The sequence below is a fragment of the Fulvivirga ligni genome (assembly GCF_021389935.1).
GTDB classification, from domain to species: Bacteria; Bacteroidota; Bacteroidia; order Cytophagales; family Cyclobacteriaceae; genus Fulvivirga; species Fulvivirga ligni.
Genome location: NZ_CP089979.1, coordinates 2,445,518 through 2,463,174, shown reverse-complemented (window position 1 = coordinate 2,463,174; position 17,657 = coordinate 2,445,518). Strand labels below are relative to the sequence as shown.

The following is a 17,657-nucleotide window of genomic DNA, read 5'->3' as shown; positions in this document are numbered from 1 at the left end:
CAAAAAATGATTACCCCAGACCAGGCTCAGGAAGAAGCTCTTTTTGAGGAATGGATGTCAGATAAGCTCACCTTACTGAAGCAAAACAAGATATTAAGGCAAAGCCAGCAAAGTGAAGTGATCACTATTCCTGTAGTGGTGCACATCATTCATAATGGTGAAAGCTTAGGCTCGGGCAGAAACATTCCTGATGGGCAGATCATATCTCAAATTGATGTTCTTAATGAAGATTACAGAAGAACCAATGCGGATGCCAGCAATACGCCCACTGTATTTCAGTCAGTAGCGGCTGACACGGAGATTCAATTTGCTTTGGCCCAGAGAGACCCGGAAGGACTACCCACAAACGGAATTGTGAGAGTTAACGGTGCACAAGCCTCCTGGTTAGTAGGTGAAAATTATGCCCTTAAAAACTTAAGCTATTGGCCTGCAGAAGATTACCTAAACATCTGGGTTACAGACCTTGGTGACAACTATTTGGGTTACGCTCAGTTTCCGGATTCCGGATTGAGTGGCCTGGAAAACAGCAGCATTAACAGGGAGACTGATGGAGTAGTTATCGATTATATGGCCTTTGGGTCTATTGAAAAATTTCCGTCGGCGAGTCTGGATAGTAAATACAATCTGGGGAGATCTACCACCCACGAAGTGGGACATTATTTGGGGCTAAGACATATTTGGGGTGATATAGGCGGATGTTCGGGTACTGACTATGTAGATGACACACCCACTCAGGAAAGCAGTACAACAACATGCCCTGAAAGTGAAAACAGAACATCTTGCAGCTCTCAGGACATGTTCCAAAACTACATGGACTATACTGATGACGCTTGTATGAACATATTTACCGAAGGCCAAAAAGGTAGAATTCAGGTAGTTATGGACAACAGTCCCAGAAGGGCCAGCTTAAAAAGCTCAAAAGGCAACATTGCTCCTGTAACGGTTAGTAACAACCTGGGCGTGAGACAGATATATTCACCAAAAGTGGCAGACTGTGCCGATAATGTTATTCCTACTATAGAAATCAGAAACTATGGTAACAATTCAGTAACCTCTGCTCAAATACAGCTGTTAGTCAATGGCAGTCCTATTGAAACTATATCCTACTCCGGAAGTCTCGCTCCCTTAGCAGCCACTGACATCGAATTCAGCACTTATACCTACCCATCCTCTGGAGCCTATAATTTCACTTTTGACATCATTGAGGTGAATAACGGCACCGATCAGGACGATTCGAATAATTCTGCTGATAGATTAGTTACTGTTCCTGAAGAAGTAGATTACCCTATCAATATCACTTTCGACAACTTCCCTACCAATTGGAGCATTGAAAACCCTGATGGTTTTATTACCTGGAATATTACCACTGCCCCCAAAGAGACCTCAAACAATAAAGCTCTTGGTGTTAATTTTTCTATCTATGAAAACGGGGAGCATGACATTTTCAAGTCAGGAATGATAGACCTCACTGATGTAAAAGTGGCAGTATTACAATTTGATGTTGCTTATGAAAGCTATTTCTCAGCCTTAAAAGAAGGACTATTGGTAACGGTGAATCCCTATTGCGGAGATGCTATCGATAATTCTGACACTTTATTTTATGAAACAGGGGTAGATTTGAGCACTACAAAAAGGTCAAGCTCGTTTTTCGTACCTGCGGACGAAGATGACTGGGAAACCATAGTACTAGATATGGAGCAGTATATCGGACAAAAGGTAAGCATTGCTTTTGTAGGAATAAACGGATACGGCAATAATCTGTATTTAGATAATATTCAGTTTGAAACCAAAGAAAAAACAGATGCTGCTATCACAAAGATTATTTCTCCTTCGGTAGCTTCTTGCACCGTGTCCGATTCCTTAAGATTTGTGGTCACCAATAAGGGCACTAAGGCCATTGGCTCTATGCAGATTAACATTTCCTTTGATGGAGTATCTCAAACCCTACAATGGCAAAAAGACCCTGCAGATTCGTTAAAAGCAGGAGAACAAGAAACGATATCACTCGCGTTACCTAACTATAGTGAAGGTGAGCACTCATTAGAAATAGCACTCATTAACCCCAATCTGAGCATAGATCATAACCCAGATAATAATTTGGCTAGCCTCAATTTATTTGTGAATAGCAATTCGCAGGAGATCCCGATAAAAGAGAACTTTGAAGACTTTTATAACAGCAGCCTGTGGTTAATAAGCAACCCGGACAACAGCATCACCTGGGATACTGTAACTTTGGATTATAGTACAGCACTACGGCTCAAAACTTCTGAATACGATGACAATGGAGAACAAGACCTACTGATAAGTCCTGTTTTGGATTTTGGTTCTTATAACACGGCCATCTTATCATTCGATGTGGCATCGGCCAGTAATGAAAATAGCCTTTCTATTTTAGCCAGTTATGATTGTGGAGAAAACTACGATTACGTCATATACAATAGTGATGACATTACCAGTGGCAACTTTTCTGGCGTACCTGCAGCTACCGATTGGAAAACCATTGATATGAATCTATTTTCATTTCTTGGCACTGACCAAACCAGATTAGCCTTTGTGGCCACTAATAATGAAGGAAGTGATCTGTTTATAGACAATATCAATATTTATGTAACAGAACAATACCTAAAAGCTAAAAATCCATACCCGAACCCTAATAGCGGTTTACTTCACATTCCATTTAACCTTGATTCAAAGGAAACTGTGGAAATAGTTTTCTATAATACATCAGGCAAAATCTTAGCGGAAACCAGTTATCCGAACACCCTGAATCAAACTTATAGTTATGATATGTCCCATTTGCCAAGTGGCATCTATTTGTTAAAAATGAAGGGCGAGTCTTTCACAGAAGTGAAAAGAATAATGGTGAATCACTAAACTATTTCGCAAAGCAGATACTTGTTATCTTTGACTGAAGTTTAATTAACCTATGAGCAATAAAAAAACTGTAGCCATAATCTATGGTGGTAAATCAGTAGAACATAAAATATCTATCAACTCAGCTAAAAATGTCTATGAGTTTTTAGATAAAAATAGTTTCGACACCATTCTTATCTATATATCTACCGAAGGAAAATGGTATTTAAAAGAAACTGTCGATGCCGATTTTAAAGAGGAAAATGAACTATTCTTAATTCTTAATCCTCAGCAGAAGGGATTCTTCCATGTATCTTCTGGCAAAAAACTGAATCCTGACATAGTTTTCCCTGTGCTTCATGGTACAGATGGAGAAGATGGCAGCGTTCAGGGCATGTTAGAGGCCATAGAAATGCCATTCATAGGAACCGGGGTTTTAGGTTCATCCATTTCAATGAACAAGCTTTATTCAAAAAAGCTTATGGATGCCGCCGGCATTCCGGTGAGCAAGTATATTTTCTTTCATTATCATGATAGAAAAAGTATCTCATTTCAAGAGGTGAAAGAAAAACTCAACCTTCCCTTCATGGCAAAGGCTGCAAACCTTGGCTCATCAGTGGGTGTACACAAAATAAGCAGCGAAGAGAAATTCGATTCTGCCTTAGAAGACATTTTCAACTTTGACAAAACAGTGATTTTTGAAGAGTTCGTGGAGGGTAGAGAGCTTGAATGTGCTGTAATAGGTAATAGTTCTCCTGAAGCGACCTTACCAGGCGAAATTATAGTATCAAGCAATCATGAATTCTATACTTACGAAGCTAAATACCTGGATCCGGAAGCTGCTAAACTTCAAATTCCGGCAGTGGTAGATGATGCTATCAGTGAGAGAATTCAAGAATTGTCTATTCAAAGCTATGTAACATTGGCTTGTGAAGATTTTGCCAGAGTAGATCTCTTCCTTAAACCAAATGGAGATATTCTTATCAATGAAATCAACACTATTCCTGGATTTACCAACTCCAGCATGTTCCCAATGATGTGGAAAGAAAAAGGATTAGAATTCACACCTCTGCTTACAAAACTTATAGAGCTGGCTTTTGAAAAGCATGAATCTAAACAGCGATTATCTAATAATTTCAATGGATAAACCGCCGGAATCTAAATTTAATTTCCTGTCTTTATAAGAATTGTTTAAGTTTGATCGTTTAGTATACTCATCATCAACGCATGAAAATACAGCCAAAGTCATTTAAAGATTTTTTACTTCATCTTGTTATAGTTATAGTTCTGCTTATTGGAGCGGTTCTACTTTTTTTCAACGTTTATCTTCCTTCATACACTAATCTTGGCGAAACTATCACAGTGCCTGACATTGAAGGAATAAGTATGAATGAGATTGATGACTTTCTCACAGACCGAAATTTAAGATACGAAGTAAACGACAGTACATTTTCAGAAGATTATCCGCCGCTTACCATCGTAAAGCAATATCCTAGTGCAGGCAGCAAGGTAAAAGAGAATAGGAAAATATACATCTCAGTTAACCGAGTGAATCCTCCTACCGTACCCGTTCCGGATTTGGTAGACAGATCCCTTCTTAACGCAGAAACTGCATTAAAAAGCAATGAGCTTAAGCGTGGTGAGATCATTTATCAACCTAGTCAGTTTCATAATCTGGTCTTAGGGATGCAGATGAAAGGTAAAAAAATAGAGAAAGACGCTCGTATTCCTAAAGGTTCTGTTATTGATCTTATTGTAGGTAATGGTTCAGGCCCAACCCTTTTCCCAGCTCCTAAGCTAGTAGGAAATGAGTTTGAAGACGCTAAGTTTATTATTTTGGGCTCTAGCCTACAGTTAGGACTTATAGTGGTAGAAGGTGATACTACCGGCACTACAGTAGTCGTTACCAAACAAGAACCAGCAGAAGGAACTCAAATAAATGTTGGCGATGAAATTGATGTTTGGATAGCACCTAAACAAATCTCTGAAGAAGAGGAAACTGAAACACCATAATTTTATGTGCAAATTTCTTCGTAGCGTAACTTTTTTATTCATTTTATTAGTGGCTTATCAAACAGCTGAGGCTCAAATAAGCTATTATCCGCTACAGAAAAATGCAGTTTCTAAACCCAGACCTTCCGGCAGACAACAAGCCGATGAACCTTTATCATTACCTTTCTGGGATGATTTTTCGTTTTCCAATGGCATGCCTTCGGATAGTCTTTGGATTACTAATGGAGTATATGTTAATAATGGTCTGGCTATTGCCCCTCCTACTATTGGCGTGGCCTCATTTGATGGGCTAGACAGCTTTGGAGCGCCCTATGTGGCTAGCTCTACCAGCTTTGGCACCACTGATACTCTAAGCTCCAAACCTATCGATCTGAGTGGGTTATCCGCTGCTGACGATGTTTACATTAGCTTCTATTATCAGTACGCTGGTTATGGAGAAACCCCGGAAGAAAGTGACACCTTAAGCTTGGCTTTTAAAGAAACTGATGGCACCTGGAACACCGTATGGCCGGCTTCAGCTTCATTGAACAGAGACAGTTCAGAATTCACTCAGGTTTTAATTAAAATCAGCAACCCTGAGTATTTTCATGAAAACTTTCAATTTCAATTTTCATGTTTTGGAAGACAATCAGGGGCTTTTGATGTATGGAATATTGACTATGTATATCTAAATAAAAACAGAAGTACATTAGCCGAAGACACGAGCTATCCTGATAGATCTATTAGCTCTGGTCCAAGTTCAATATTTGGAAAATACAATGCTGTACCTATTTCACATTTTGAGTATGACTATCTGACCGACCTCAAGTTTCAATTGTTTAATCTTGACAACATTGAAGATATTGATATTGATGGCCAACCTAGAAGACAGCCTTTCAATTATTCACTTGATGTAACCATCACTAGTTGGAAAGATTCTGCCAGCACCGCAGCAAGCTTTGATAATAGCTCAGACATCACAAATAGTATTTTATTTCCACAAAGAATTTCCAATATCACCGCTCCGGTCAGTGTCCTGAACATCCCTGAAGACGCCATAGCCAGAACTGATGATTCGGTTTTTGTTGATATAAAATTAGTGCTTAATGCATCTGATAATGTAACTACAGGAGACGCCGACGTGGGTGATTACTTACCAGAGAAATATGCTCCCATTGGCTTTAGAAATAATGATACCACTACCGTTAAGTTAGAGCTTAAAGATTACTATGCTTATGATGATGGTACAGCCGAAGCTGCCGTGGGACTCAATTATTCAGGAGACTATATAGCTTACAGATTCATAAGGCCAGCGGTTGAAGTTGGGAAAGATAGTGTTAAAGCTTTAGATATGTTCTTTCCATATTTAGGGACCTCACCGGCCAACAAAAGCATTTATATCTGCATATGGGATAACGATAAGGATAAGCCGAATAACTTATTGATCAGAAAAGCTCAGTCATTATTAGAGTCAGGCGTAAACGAATTTGTAAGGTATGAATTTGAACAGGCCATTGTAGTTCCTGATACTTTTTATGTGGGATATCTCCAAAATGTAAATGGTAAATTAGGAATTGGAATTGATAGAAATAACAATACTCAAGAGGATATATTCTATAATTTAGATGGAGAATGGCAAGTGAACACCATCATTGGAGGCAGTCTATTAATGAGACCTGTATTTGGCTCATCTCCTAAAACAATTACAGGCATTGATCGCAAGCCATTAAAATCCACCGCCATTTACCCTAACCCTTCATCTGGCCTGGTTTATATAGAAGGACAATATGATAAAGTCTGGGTCACTGATCTAAGAGGTATTACTTATACCTTCTCTCCAGAAAACATTAGCAACAACCTGCAAAGTATCAATATCAAGCATTTACCACGAGGAATGTATATCTTGCAGGTTCAAAACAAAGAGCAGGTCTATTCTACAAAAATTTTCAAAGAGGATTAATGAAGTTGATTGAGGTTGAAGAATTCAAGCAAAAGCTTGAAAATAACACTGATGTACTAATTATTGACGTTAGAGAATGCTGGGAGTACGAAGAAAGAAATATTGGTGCTATTAACTATCCTCTTGGAGAGCTACCTCAGTTTTTAGATCAGCTTCCCTCAGATAAGACTTACGAAATCATAGTTCACTGTGAATCAGGCAGAAGAAGTCAACAAGCAGCCAAATACCTCAAGCAACAAGGCTTCTCGAATGTATGTAGCTTAAAAGGTGGCCTTAAATCTTACTTTTGATGAAGAGAGATTTGAGATTTAATAATTCTCAAATTCCTTTCTAAAAACTTTCATTTTTCCTTCTTAAATCACCTTCCCTCTTAATTTATTATTAATCTGAGGGTTACATTCTATCCTTTCTCCCCATTTAGGTCTATAAATCATAGTATTTATTGTCTTATTATCATTTTTTTTCAAAAACCAATTTTAATTTATTTGACATGAAATCATTTATTTTTTGCGTTCTAGCTATTGGTATTTCATTTTTTGGAGTTAATGCTCAAAATCTTGACAAACAAAAAAACAGCATTAAGTACACACAATTACCTGTAAAACCTCTCCCACAGGAAATTACCCAATATCATATTAAGACTGATTTAGGGTATATCTATAGTGGCGACAGTAAAACTGAAACTTTAAGCAAAATAAAAGGAGCTGCTCAAATACCTCATTTAGAAAAAACCGAGAGTGAAGGAGCTGAAATTCTAGTAAGACTGGAGTCATATTATAAAAGTGAAGTAAAGTATGAAACAGTTACTAAAACAGAAAAGAGAGATGACAAAGAAGTTTCTGTAACCTATTATTATCTTACTTTCAGCTATAAGTACCCACTTTACTATGAAGTAAAACTTCCTGGAGAAGTAGATCCTTATTACACTCAGTTTGCAAATGGCTCTCAAGATATGAAAACATATAAGAGTCAAGAGTTTAGATCTTCTTCAGATAGAGGCAAATGGTGGGGTGATAACTACAAATCAGTGCAATCTAAACTAAGAACAGACTTACTTAATTCTAATGTAAGTGATATGAAGAGCAACGTAATGAAGTTATTCTCTTATAGAAAAACAGTTCTTTACTCTAGATTCTTTACAGTTAAAAAATACAAGAAATTCGAATACACCGATATTGATGCAGCTTGGGAAAAAGCAAAATCAGCTATTGACTATATCAACGAAGGAGACATTGTGTTCAATGATGATTTCAATAACACTATGATGGAAGCCATTACTATGTGGCAAAAAGTGCTTGACGAAAGTGATGTTGATGACAAGAAAGCTCGAATCAACAAAAAAGTGACGGAAGCTTTGTATAACAATATTTTCTTAGCTTATTCTATGATGTCTGATTTCGAAAAAGCTGAAGAAATCAAAGGAATTGCGGAAGGTAGAATCGGTAAGAAAGCGATTGATAACACCTATGAAAACTGGTTAAACGGAAGAAAGCAAAGATTTGCTGCTAACGAAGGAAACATTCCAGTATCTATCTAATAATACTAACCATTTACAATAACCATTATGAAAAAATATATATTCATTTTATTAGTTTCGGTCATTGTTGCTGCTTGTGGCACTACAGAAGATCCCCTACCAAGTAATGTAGTAAAGAACTCCGAGGGCCTAAATATAGACTTGGAATGGTCCACTGGTGGATCTTCGTCTCAGTCAATGGAGGATGTAGATCTTGATCTTTATCTTGAGAAAGATGGGAAGGTTATTGACGAGTCAACATATATTCAGTTTGAACAAGTATCCATCTTAGATCACTACGCAGATGGCGAGTACGAAGTAAAGGTGAAGTTTTATGATGGTACTAAAAGAGCAGATTACTCCTTGTTTGTTAATGGGTTCGATTCTAATGAAAACATTCTATTCACAAGCTATTTCTTGGCTAGTGATGAGGGAACTACGTTAACATATTTGAAGATTATTAAAGAAGGTGATGAGTATACCATCCTTGATCTTTAAGAGATAAAATCTAACTAAATAGAGAGGCTGTCTCTAAAGCAAAATCCTGATTGATTAAAGCTTTAGAGACAGCCTCTTAATTTTTATTCAAAGGTAATGGTACCAGATAATGTAATATTATCTGATGCATTACCTATCATAATTTCAAAATCGCCTGGCTCTAGAATCCAACCGTTTTTAGTATCGTCGTAGTATTTGAACGCATCTGCTTCCAGAGTAAAAGATATTTCTTTGCTTTCTCCCTTTTTTAAGAACACCTTCTCAAAAGCCTTCAGTTCTTTCACTGGCCTTTTTAGTGATGACTCTGTATCATGAACATAAATCTGTGCTACTTCTGCACCATCCATACCCCCAGTGTTCTGAAGCGTAAATGTGCCTGTTACCTTTTCTCCTTCTTTAGTGAGTTTCAAATCAGAGAATGTGAATGTTGTGTATGAAAGTCCATGACCAAAAGCGAATTGCGGTTCTACTTTATAGGTATCATTATACCTGTAACCTACAAAAATGCCTTCGTTATAAAATACATTAGCAGTGTCACCAGGGTACTCACCTAAAGCATGTGCAGGAGAATCTTCAAGTTGCTTAGGGAAGGTAACTGGCAGCTTTCCAGAAGGGTTTACCTCTCCATAAAGTATGTTGGCCAAAGCCTTACCACCTTCCATTCCAGGATACCAGGCCTGAACAATAGCAGGAGCGTTATCGATCCATTGAGACATGTCTACAGGTCCACCACCCATTAATACCACAACCGTCTTCGGGTTAGCTTCTATTACTGCGCTGATCAACTCATCCTGAAAGAATGGTAGCTTCATGCTCGGTTTATCTACACTTTCCATGTCATAAAAGCCCTGCCCCCATTCGTTGTAGTTATAACCATGGTTCCAACCGCCAACATAAACCACATAATCGGCCGCTTTAGCCGCAGCTACAGCTTCTGCGATCATTTCTGAATTAGCTGATTCTGGTTTTATAACCTCAAACCCTGGAACATAACTGATTTCAACATCAGCCCCTAACAATGATTTTATACCTGCAAGAGGCGTTATTTCATATGGAGGTCTTACCTGTGAGCTACCGCCACCTAATGATTGCTTGGCATCGGCATTCCCTCCTATAACAGCTACTTTCTTTACCTCCTTAGACAGTGGTAACAATTGATCATAATTCTTTAAAAGTACGATACCCTCTTCTGCCACTTTCTGAGCTGTTTTATGATGGGCATCTGTATTTATGCTTCCCTCCTGTCTTTTGTCAAACATATGGGTAGCATACATTACTCTCAGTATTCTTTTTACTTTATCATCAATCAAAGCCTCGGCAATGTCACCCGATTTCACCATTTGCACAACGGTATCTCCTAAGAAAAACTTGCTATAATCGATATTTGGCATTTGAGAAAGATCAGTGCCCATCTCTAAATCTGTTCCATTTTGCAGGGCCTGCTTGGTATCATGTACTGCTCCCCAGTCACTAATTACCATTCCTTCAAAACCCCACTCACCTTTGAGGATGTCATTGATTAGTAAAGTATTATGGGTAGCAAACTCTCCTCTAAATTGATTATAAGCTCCCATTAGAGTCATTACCTGAGCTTCTTCTACAGCTGCCTTGAAACCTGGCAGGTAGATCTCTCTAAAAGCACGCTCACCCATATCTACGTTGATAGAGCTACGTCTTATTTCCTGATTATTTGCGATGAAGTGCTTCACACAAGCAGCTACACCCTGATCCTGAACTCCTTTGATGTATCCTACAGCCATTTTAGATATCAAGTACGGATCCTCACTTTGATACTCGAAATTACGTCCGTTTAATGGCGTACGCATGATGTTAATGCCCGGGCCAAGGATCACATCTTTGCCTCTTTTATTGGCCTCACTACCTAAAACTCCACCGAAAGCATAGCCTAATTCAGGATTCCAGGTGGCAGCTAGCGTAACACCAGTTGGTAAGTAGGTAGATGAATCGGTACCGTCATTAAGAAGGTCCCAGCCGCGACCATGCTCAGGACGAACACCATGAGGACCGTCTGACATGGTGAGTTCGGGTATGCCAAGCCTTTCTACGCCGGCTGATGTAAAAGATGAATTAGCATGTATCATGGAGACCTTCTCTTCAAGGGTCATCTTGCTTATCAGCTCATTGATCTGATCATCATGCGATGTAAGTGGATCTATTTTAGCAGGCTCCTGATCCGTCACTTCCTGAGAGTCGATGGTGGTACAAGCCCCAAGTAAAAGAAAAAGGAAGGCCTTTAAAAATCGTTTGTAAATAATCATGAGAAAATTTTAAGGTTTTATATTAAAGTGCTCAAAAATGCACAAAAAACAAAAATCAGAAGGGTTCAAATGATGCGAAACAGGTAGTAATATGTTACAAAATGGCCTTTGTAGTAACTTTGTGTTATTATTTTTCTACCCTATTTTCACGGAGGTCATGGTTAGTGAACCTGCCACCGCCTTGTCATTAAAGAAAGATATATCATCCTTAGCGGTCTGCAGGCCTATGGAATAGAGCAAGGGTATGTAGTGATCAGGCGTAGGTATAGCTAGCCTGGCATCAGCTCCCAGAGATTGGTAATTGATCAGTTGCTTATGTCCGCCTGAGGTAATCAAACTCTTGAACTTATCATTAAGAGTTAGCGCCCAATCATAGCCATAACCTGGCTCATTGATTTTGTCCCAGGCTACCATTCTAAGATTATGCACCATATTACCACTTCCAATAATAAGCACCCCTTTCTTTCTTAACTCATATAATTCATGGGCCAATGAATAATGGTATTCAGGATTTTTAGTATAGTCAATGCTGAGCTGCAAGACTGGGATATTCGCCTTTGGATACATATGTCTGATGACCGTCCAGGTGCCATGATCCAGGCCCCACTCATGATCAAGTTCTATGTGTGTAGACTTCACCATCTGCACGGTCTCCTGGGCTAAAGCCGGATTTCCCGGAGCGGGATATTGAACATCAAAAAGCTCTTGTGGGAAGCCTCCAAAATCATGAATGGTTTTTGGAAAATCCATAGCTGTAATACGTGTTCCTTTGGTAAACCAATGGGCCGAAACCACCAAAACCGCCTTAGGTTCAGGTATTTCTTTCGCCATACTGCTCCATCGCTGAGAAAATTCATTATCCTCGATACCGTTCATGGGTGACCCATGGCCAATAAAAAGAACCGGCATCACATAATCCTGCTGAGACAACGAAGATGTGAAATTATTAAATGCTGATAAAGTAGTCACTGCTATACCTCCCTTCAATGAATTAACTAAAAATCGCTTTCTATTCATGTCAAAGAGTAAAATTACGAAAACGCGTCAGGAAAAACCGTTGACTAAAATCAAGAAAACTGCCTATTACTCATTTTCAGACATTTTCTTCCTCACCCGACTGAGCGTTTCTGGTGCCAGGCCTAAATACGAAGCAATCATATGCTGAGGTACGCGCAGAGCAATGTCTCCATGCAATTTTAAGAAGCTTTCATAGCGCTCCTGAATGGAGAGGCTCAGGTTGGAATTCACTCGCCTCTGAAGCGCTACATAGGCATTGGTAATCTGTATTCTAATGAACTTTTCATAGGCTACTGAGGTATTTAGAAGCTCTTCATGAGAGGCCTTAGACATGAGAATGAGTTCTGACTTTTCAATAGCATCAATGTTATAGATGGCGTTTTCTCCCGTTATAAAGCTAAATAGATCAGATGCCAGCCAGTTTTCAGGGGCAAATTGCACGATATGATCCACCTGATCGGTATCTACAGAGTAAACACGGAGAAATCCTTTAGCCACAAAAGCTACCTCTATACAAGGTTGGCCCTCATGCAGTAAGAATTCCTTTTTATTGAGGTGTTGATGGTAAAGATGCTTTTTAATCAGCTCCTCATCCTCTTGACTGAGCTCTACTTTTTGCCTTAGATGGTCGAAATATCTCTTATATAATGCCGCACTCATTATGCTGGCAATTAGGCACTTTTAAGTTTAAAGTAAAAGTGTCTACTGATTTTATGTGATGACTTTTAAATTACTTGGTTGCTATAACAGCCGCTCGGCCGGAGCCGAGCGACTGCTAGATATCAAAACATTAAGAATTACACGGCAGAGGCTGGACCACTGAACGTACTTCTCTTCTTAAGTACTATGCTCGTAACAGCAAACATCAATAAACAAAAAGCAATGAAACTATCACCGATGGCAGCATAAATAGTAGAAACTCCTTTTGTTGGAAGATGAGTTATAAGCGTTTTATCATTATCTTCAAAATGATCCATTTCCTCAATTACTCTACCTGTGTGGTCGGTTCCTACTGACAAGCCATGACTGGTTTGACGGACCAAATTGAACCCCTGCTCGATGGCTCTGAACCTGGCCATGTCTGTGTGAAGTGGGTCTATTTCTTTCCAGTCATTACTTGGAGCCAGAAGAATATCAGCTCCTCCTGCTTGTCTTAGATATTCAGGAAAATCAAGGTCGAAACAGATGGCTCCTGCAATGGTACCGTAAGGTGTTACTATCTTTTGTATTCCTGTAGCCTTGTTATTACTGACTTCAGCTTCACCACCAGGAACAGATATTCCTTTCCAGTAATCAATCACCTTGTTTCCGGCCGTATCAAATAAAATGAATTTGTTTTCAAGATATTTGGCCTTGGTATGATCTAGTACTGCCACACCCATCCCTAAATAAATGTGCTGATCACCAGCAATTTTACTGGCCCTTCTATACAGCTCTTCTTCGTCTTCCTTTAAGATAGCACTGTTTCCCTCTGCCCAAAAAACTATTTTGGCACCCGCTTTAGCCTGAGCAACACTTCTATCCAATAAGTGCTGATTAACTCTTGTAATCTGTCTTTGGGCTTCAATTTTATTCTCATGTCCTTTTTCTTCGTCATTCAAACCTTCAAGATAAAAATTAAGAGCATAATCATCTGATGCAGAAAGAGATGCAACACGGACAGTTTGAGCGCTAGTGTTCTGAAATGTCATTTTATAGCCACCAAAAATTAGTGTTAAACCCAGCACAAGACTATAGGCAAGCACCCCTTTTTTGATGTTCCTTTTATGATGATGCTGCTCATAAACCCAGTTGACAACTGCAGCAAACCAAAAGATCAAAAATGTGATATAACCCATGCCAAAAACGGAAATAGATTGCAACAAAAGCTGCTGGAACTGTTGCGTGTATGCGAAATGCCCCCAGGTACCGTATTGATTGATCAGGTGATAAGCATATTCCATTAGAACAGCAGCACAAGGAAATATCAATGTATTGATAAATGAACCTCTATTTTTTGAGAAAAAAGAATCAATAAGGTAAGGCAGGGAGGCAAAAAGACTAAAAATAGCCGCGATGATGATTGATACCACCAAAGGTAAAAATGGTACAACATCAAAACCTATAAAGTAGCTAACACCTAACGCCAAGAATGCAAACAAAAATCCTTGCCATCTCTTTAATCTTCTGGTGGCAAAAAGAAGCATAGGTACGGCCAGCCAAATGGCAAAGAAGATTGCATATTGACCATTCGAGAATATAAGTAATATTAGTAATGCTAATACAAAGGTTAGTTTTTTAAGAGCTTTCATCTGTTTTTGTTTAATTGATATGCTGGCAAGATCAATTCAAACGGTCAGTTTAGAAAGCGGTGTATGCTGGACCATCGTAAAGGATGGTTGAATTGTGATGGAGTTGAGGGTTTGTTTATACGTATGTCCTCGAGTCACCGTGTCAAACAACCATCAACTAGTAAACTTAATTTTTCAAAAATATATAAAAGCATTATATAGCAATGGCCTTTGCAAGTAGTTCAGTTAGCATAAGGATTATGCATTTTGTCAGCATCTTTTTAATAAGTTATTGGAATTTGAACTATGTTTCGTTTATTTCGTTTATTCATTTAAACAACTCGTTATGGAAGCATTTGAAGATATTAGGAAACCCAGCAAAGAAGAGCAAGAAGCTGCTATGAAATCTTATAATGCTTTAGCAGCTACACTAAGCGAGCTAAGTACTTTGAATCCAGAGATTGAGATTGAGGAAACAAATAACCGTATCAAGATTCCACTTAATGCACTAAAGTTGCTTGCCCAAATTCTTAAAGTTACGAGTCAAGGGAAGCCCATTTCCATTGTTCCCATAGCTACAGAAATGACTACACAAGCAGCAGCAGAGTTAATAGGTTGCTCACGTCCTCATTTGGTGAAATTGCTAGAGAGTGGTGAAATTAACTTCACCAAAGTTGGTAAGCATAGAAGAGTGATGTATGAAGATGTTATCGAATACAAAAAGAAAATGAAAGCTAATCAGGAGCAATTGATTGAGGAAATAATGCGATCAGATGAAGAATTAGGGCTTTATGATTCATAGTGTTCGGTTTACTTGCGTGCTGGATACAAATGTCATTTACCCAATAGATGTTCGTGATTTATTGTTCTGGTTTGCACGATTTGACTTGTATACACCAAAATGGAGTAAACACATTTTTGATGAATGGGCCGATGTAATGAGAAGAAAAGGGTTGCCAGAGGGAGAAATATCAAAACGGACAAATAGAGCAAATTTAGCATTTCCTGACGCACTTGTTGAAAATTATGAACCGCTTATTAGTGGGCTGGAACTACCCGATGAGAAAGATAATCATGTTTTAGCAGCAGCGATAAAAACGAATGCTAACATAATTGTTACGAATAATTTGAAGGACTTTCCCAATGATTATTTGTCTAAGTTTGGATTAGCAGCTAAAGATGCCGACGACTTCATCACAGATACAATTGATTTAAATCCAGATCAAGCAGTAGTAGCCTTCAGAAGATTAGTTTTAAATAGAAGAAATCCTGATTTGGATGAGTATCAAGTTCTAGAAGTTTTTAGGAAAAGGGGGCTCACTGATTCTGCAAATTATCTCCATTCTTTGATATGAAAGAACTGATACTGATAAACGAATATAAACAATCATGCATATTCAACACATAATCCATGTCTTGCACTGAAAGTTTACAAAAACTCAAAACCTCTCTCATCCCACAAATAATCTCCCAAACCCTTTCATTTTCATCCCCTCCTTTTCTAATTTGCCCTCGCAAAATCTCCTTATGCTATGCCAACAAAAATTTATCTTGCCTCACCGTTTGGATTTTCTGAAGCTGGTAGAGTATTTATGTACGGAAATATTATTCCTATCATAGAAAACGCTGGCTATGAGGTGCTTGATCCATGGAAATTGACATCTCAAGATCTGATACAGCCGGTGGCGCAGATGCCTTATGGGCCGGAGAAACGAGATAAGTGGAGAGCGCTGAATAAGATTATTGGTGGCAATAATGCTCAGGCCATACGCGAATGTGATGGCATAGTGGCCATTCTGGATGGTGTGGATGTGGATAGCGGCACGGCATCGGAGATTGGTTTTGCCACTGCACTTGAAAAACCGATTATAGGCTACCGGGGAGATTTTAGATTATCAGCAGATAATGAAGGCTCCACAGTAAACCTCCAGGTGCAATATTTCATAGAGTCACATGGAGGTAAGGTGATCACCCAGCTGGATGATCTGGAGCCGTTATTGAAAACTGTATTTCGTTAATTTTTGCTTTCCACCTCTACTGGCTCAACATGCTTGATCAGCATTTGAGATATCACCTCAATGGAGGTATTGATAACATCATTCATATTATCAATATCCATGAGCTGCACTTCGTCTGATTCTTTATGATAATGATCGTAGTTCTTAAAATCAAAGGTGGACAGCGTGTGGCTCGGCACCCCAAACTCCTGATAAAAAGCATAGTTATCTGACCTTCTGAATAGTCCATAGCTTACTTCTTCGGGTAAAAACACCACGAAATCACGACCAGCAATGTCATTCATTTTCGCTGCCAAATCAGATTTGTCGTATCCTGTGATGTACACCTGATCGGCTCCGGTAGTGAGCATTTTTCCAATCATCTCGAAATTGAGCATGTAGGCCAGGTTCAAATCCATGCCTTTTAACTTTTTAGCCAAATGTCGCGATCCTACCAGCCCGGATTCCTCACCTGTGAACAGCACTAAAATCAGATTATAATCAAACTTCATTTTATTTAATGCTTTAGCCACTTTCAACACTGCTGTAGAGCCAGCTGCGTTATCATTAGCACCATTAAAAATTGAATCTGCTGCATTTTTTGATGGTCCTAAATGATCTAAATGAGCTCCTATCACCACATGTTTTTTAGATAGATCATGATCACCAATAAGCCCCACAATATTTGCAGAAGGTACGTCTTTTACCATAAGTGTGTCCCTGTAAGTTTCAAAGAATGGCTTTATTTTGTTCTTCTTAAAAAAGCTTTCTACATATGTCATGGTAGCTTCGTAGCCTGCGGTTCCAGGCTTTCTACCTCCAAAATTATCAGAAGCCAGGTCTGTCAGTATTCTTTCGGTTTCACTTACCTCTGACTTCTCCTTTCCCTCCTTGTTCTCTTTTACCGCTGTTGAGGATGTAGTAGACACTGATTTACAACCCACTAGCAATACCAGCATGAATAATGACCTTCTTAAATGCATTCTAATGTTAAATTTTGATTAGTTACAGAAATTCTCTTCTACTTATAGAATAAAATTGTAATTTACGATATAAGACTGAAAAGTATAGAAGGAATTATTGGTGAAATACCATTATAAGAAATAAGATCTCCCAATATAGCGGCATGATGTAGGGATAAAGAATTCATTAACTGCTATAAGAAGGAGATCTTACTTATGAATAGAGTTTAGAGCCAATTAGTAAGCGAAAAAAATTGAGATATTTTATAAGTTATCTCACAGCAAGCGCTTTACTGCATTTATTAATTGACTC

15 protein-coding genes are annotated in these 17,657 nt (G+C 38.7%); 10 read left to right on the top strand and 5 right to left on the bottom strand.

Annotation, left to right across the window (positions count from 1 at the left end):
• Nucleotides 1–6: 6 nt before the first annotated feature.
• The 7 genes from LVD16_RS10885 (at nucleotide 7) to LVD16_RS10855 (ending at nucleotide 8,819) form a co-directional block, all read left to right on the top strand.
• Nucleotides 7–2,874: a M43 family zinc metalloprotease gene (locus tag LVD16_RS10885; RefSeq protein ID WP_233773973.1), complete on the top strand. Its 2,868-nt coding sequence runs from the start codon at nucleotides 7–9 to the stop codon at nucleotides 2,872–2,874.
• A 52-nt stretch (nucleotides 2,875–2,926) separates the two neighbouring features.
• Nucleotides 2,927–4,000 carry a D-alanine--D-alanine ligase family protein gene (locus LVD16_RS10880; protein ID WP_233773972.1) on the top strand — a complete coding sequence of 358 codons (1,074 nt, stop codon included), beginning with the start codon at nucleotides 2,927–2,929 and terminating at the stop codon, nucleotides 3,998–4,000.
• Nucleotides 4,001–4,080: 80 nt separating this feature from the next.
• The gene (locus LVD16_RS10875) at nucleotides 4,081–4,866 is read left to right on the top strand and encodes a PASTA domain-containing protein (RefSeq protein WP_233773971.1); all 786 of its coding nucleotides are present in this window, start codon (nucleotides 4,081–4,083) and stop codon (nucleotides 4,864–4,866) included.
• A 4-nt stretch (nucleotides 4,867–4,870) separates the two neighbouring features.
• Complete coding sequence (locus LVD16_RS10870) at nucleotides 4,871–6,805, top strand: T9SS type A sorting domain-containing protein (RefSeq protein ID WP_233773970.1); 1,935 nt, start codon at nucleotides 4,871–4,873, stop codon at nucleotides 6,803–6,805.
• A complete protein-coding gene (locus tag LVD16_RS10865) occupies nucleotides 6,805–7,095 on the top strand; it encodes a rhodanese-like domain-containing protein (protein ID WP_233773969.1) in 291 nt (96 codons plus the stop codon). Before LVD16_RS10870 ends, LVD16_RS10865 begins: the two co-directional genes overlap by 1 nt.
• 200 nt (nucleotides 7,096–7,295) lie before the next feature.
• Nucleotides 7,296–8,342 carry a hypothetical protein gene (locus LVD16_RS10860; protein WP_233773968.1) on the top strand — a complete coding sequence of 349 codons (1,047 nt, stop codon included), beginning with the start codon at nucleotides 7,296–7,298 and terminating at the stop codon, nucleotides 8,340–8,342.
• 27 nt (nucleotides 8,343–8,369) lie between these two features.
• Entirely contained in the window at nucleotides 8,370–8,819 is a 450-nt protein-coding gene (locus LVD16_RS10855) for a hypothetical protein (RefSeq protein ID WP_233773967.1), read from the top strand.
• A gap of 83 nt (nucleotides 8,820–8,902) precedes the next feature.
• On the opposite strand, the gene LVD16_RS10850 is transcribed toward LVD16_RS10855, so the two are convergent.
• The 4 genes from LVD16_RS10850 to LVD16_RS10835 all read right to left on the bottom strand — a co-directional run bounded on the left by LVD16_RS10850 (nucleotide 8,903) and on the right by LVD16_RS10835 (nucleotide 14,406).
• Nucleotides 8,903–11,098, bottom strand: a complete 2,196-nt coding sequence (locus tag LVD16_RS10850) for a glycoside hydrolase family 3 C-terminal domain-containing protein (RefSeq protein ID WP_233773966.1) — start codon at nucleotides 11,096–11,098, stop codon at nucleotides 8,903–8,905.
• Nucleotides 11,099–11,233: 135 nt separating this feature from the next.
• Nucleotides 11,234–12,067, bottom strand: coding sequence for a 4,5-DOPA-extradiol-dioxygenase (gene ygiD / locus LVD16_RS10845; protein WP_502795807.1), 834 nt, complete (start codon nucleotides 12,065–12,067; stop codon nucleotides 11,234–11,236).
• Between the two features lie 114 nt (nucleotides 12,068–12,181).
• The gene (locus tag LVD16_RS10840; protein ID WP_233773964.1) at nucleotides 12,182–12,775 is read right to left on the bottom strand and encodes a Crp/Fnr family transcriptional regulator; all 594 of its coding nucleotides are present in this window, start codon (nucleotides 12,773–12,775) and stop codon (nucleotides 12,182–12,184) included.
• Between the two features lie 137 nt (nucleotides 12,776–12,912).
• The gene (locus LVD16_RS10835; protein ID WP_233773963.1) at nucleotides 12,913–14,406 is read right to left on the bottom strand and encodes a nitrilase-related carbon-nitrogen hydrolase; all 1,494 of its coding nucleotides are present in this window, start codon (nucleotides 14,404–14,406) and stop codon (nucleotides 12,913–12,915) included.
• A gap of 325 nt (nucleotides 14,407–14,731) precedes the next feature.
• Here LVD16_RS10835 and LVD16_RS10830 point away from each other — a divergent pair, with 325 nt between their 5' ends.
• The 3 genes from LVD16_RS10830 (at nucleotide 14,732) to LVD16_RS10820 (ending at nucleotide 16,403) form a co-directional block, all read left to right on the top strand.
• Complete coding sequence (locus tag LVD16_RS10830) at nucleotides 14,732–15,187, top strand: helix-turn-helix domain-containing protein (protein WP_233773962.1); 456 nt, start codon at nucleotides 14,732–14,734, stop codon at nucleotides 15,185–15,187.
• Entirely contained in the window at nucleotides 15,177–15,740 is a 564-nt protein-coding gene (locus LVD16_RS10825; RefSeq protein WP_233773961.1) for a PIN domain-containing protein, read from the top strand. Before LVD16_RS10830 ends, LVD16_RS10825 begins: the two co-directional genes overlap by 11 nt.
• A 177-nt stretch (nucleotides 15,741–15,917) precedes the next feature.
• Entirely contained in the window at nucleotides 15,918–16,403 is a 486-nt protein-coding gene (locus tag LVD16_RS10820; RefSeq protein ID WP_233773960.1) for a nucleoside 2-deoxyribosyltransferase, read from the top strand.
• On the opposite strand, the gene LVD16_RS10815 is transcribed toward LVD16_RS10820, so the two are convergent.
• Complete coding sequence (locus LVD16_RS10815; RefSeq protein ID WP_233773959.1) at nucleotides 16,400–17,365, bottom strand: M28 family metallopeptidase; 966 nt, start codon at nucleotides 17,363–17,365, stop codon at nucleotides 16,400–16,402. The two genes, LVD16_RS10820 and LVD16_RS10815, sit on opposite strands and share 4 nt — an antisense overlap.
• Nucleotides 17,366–17,657: the final 292 nt, after the last annotated feature.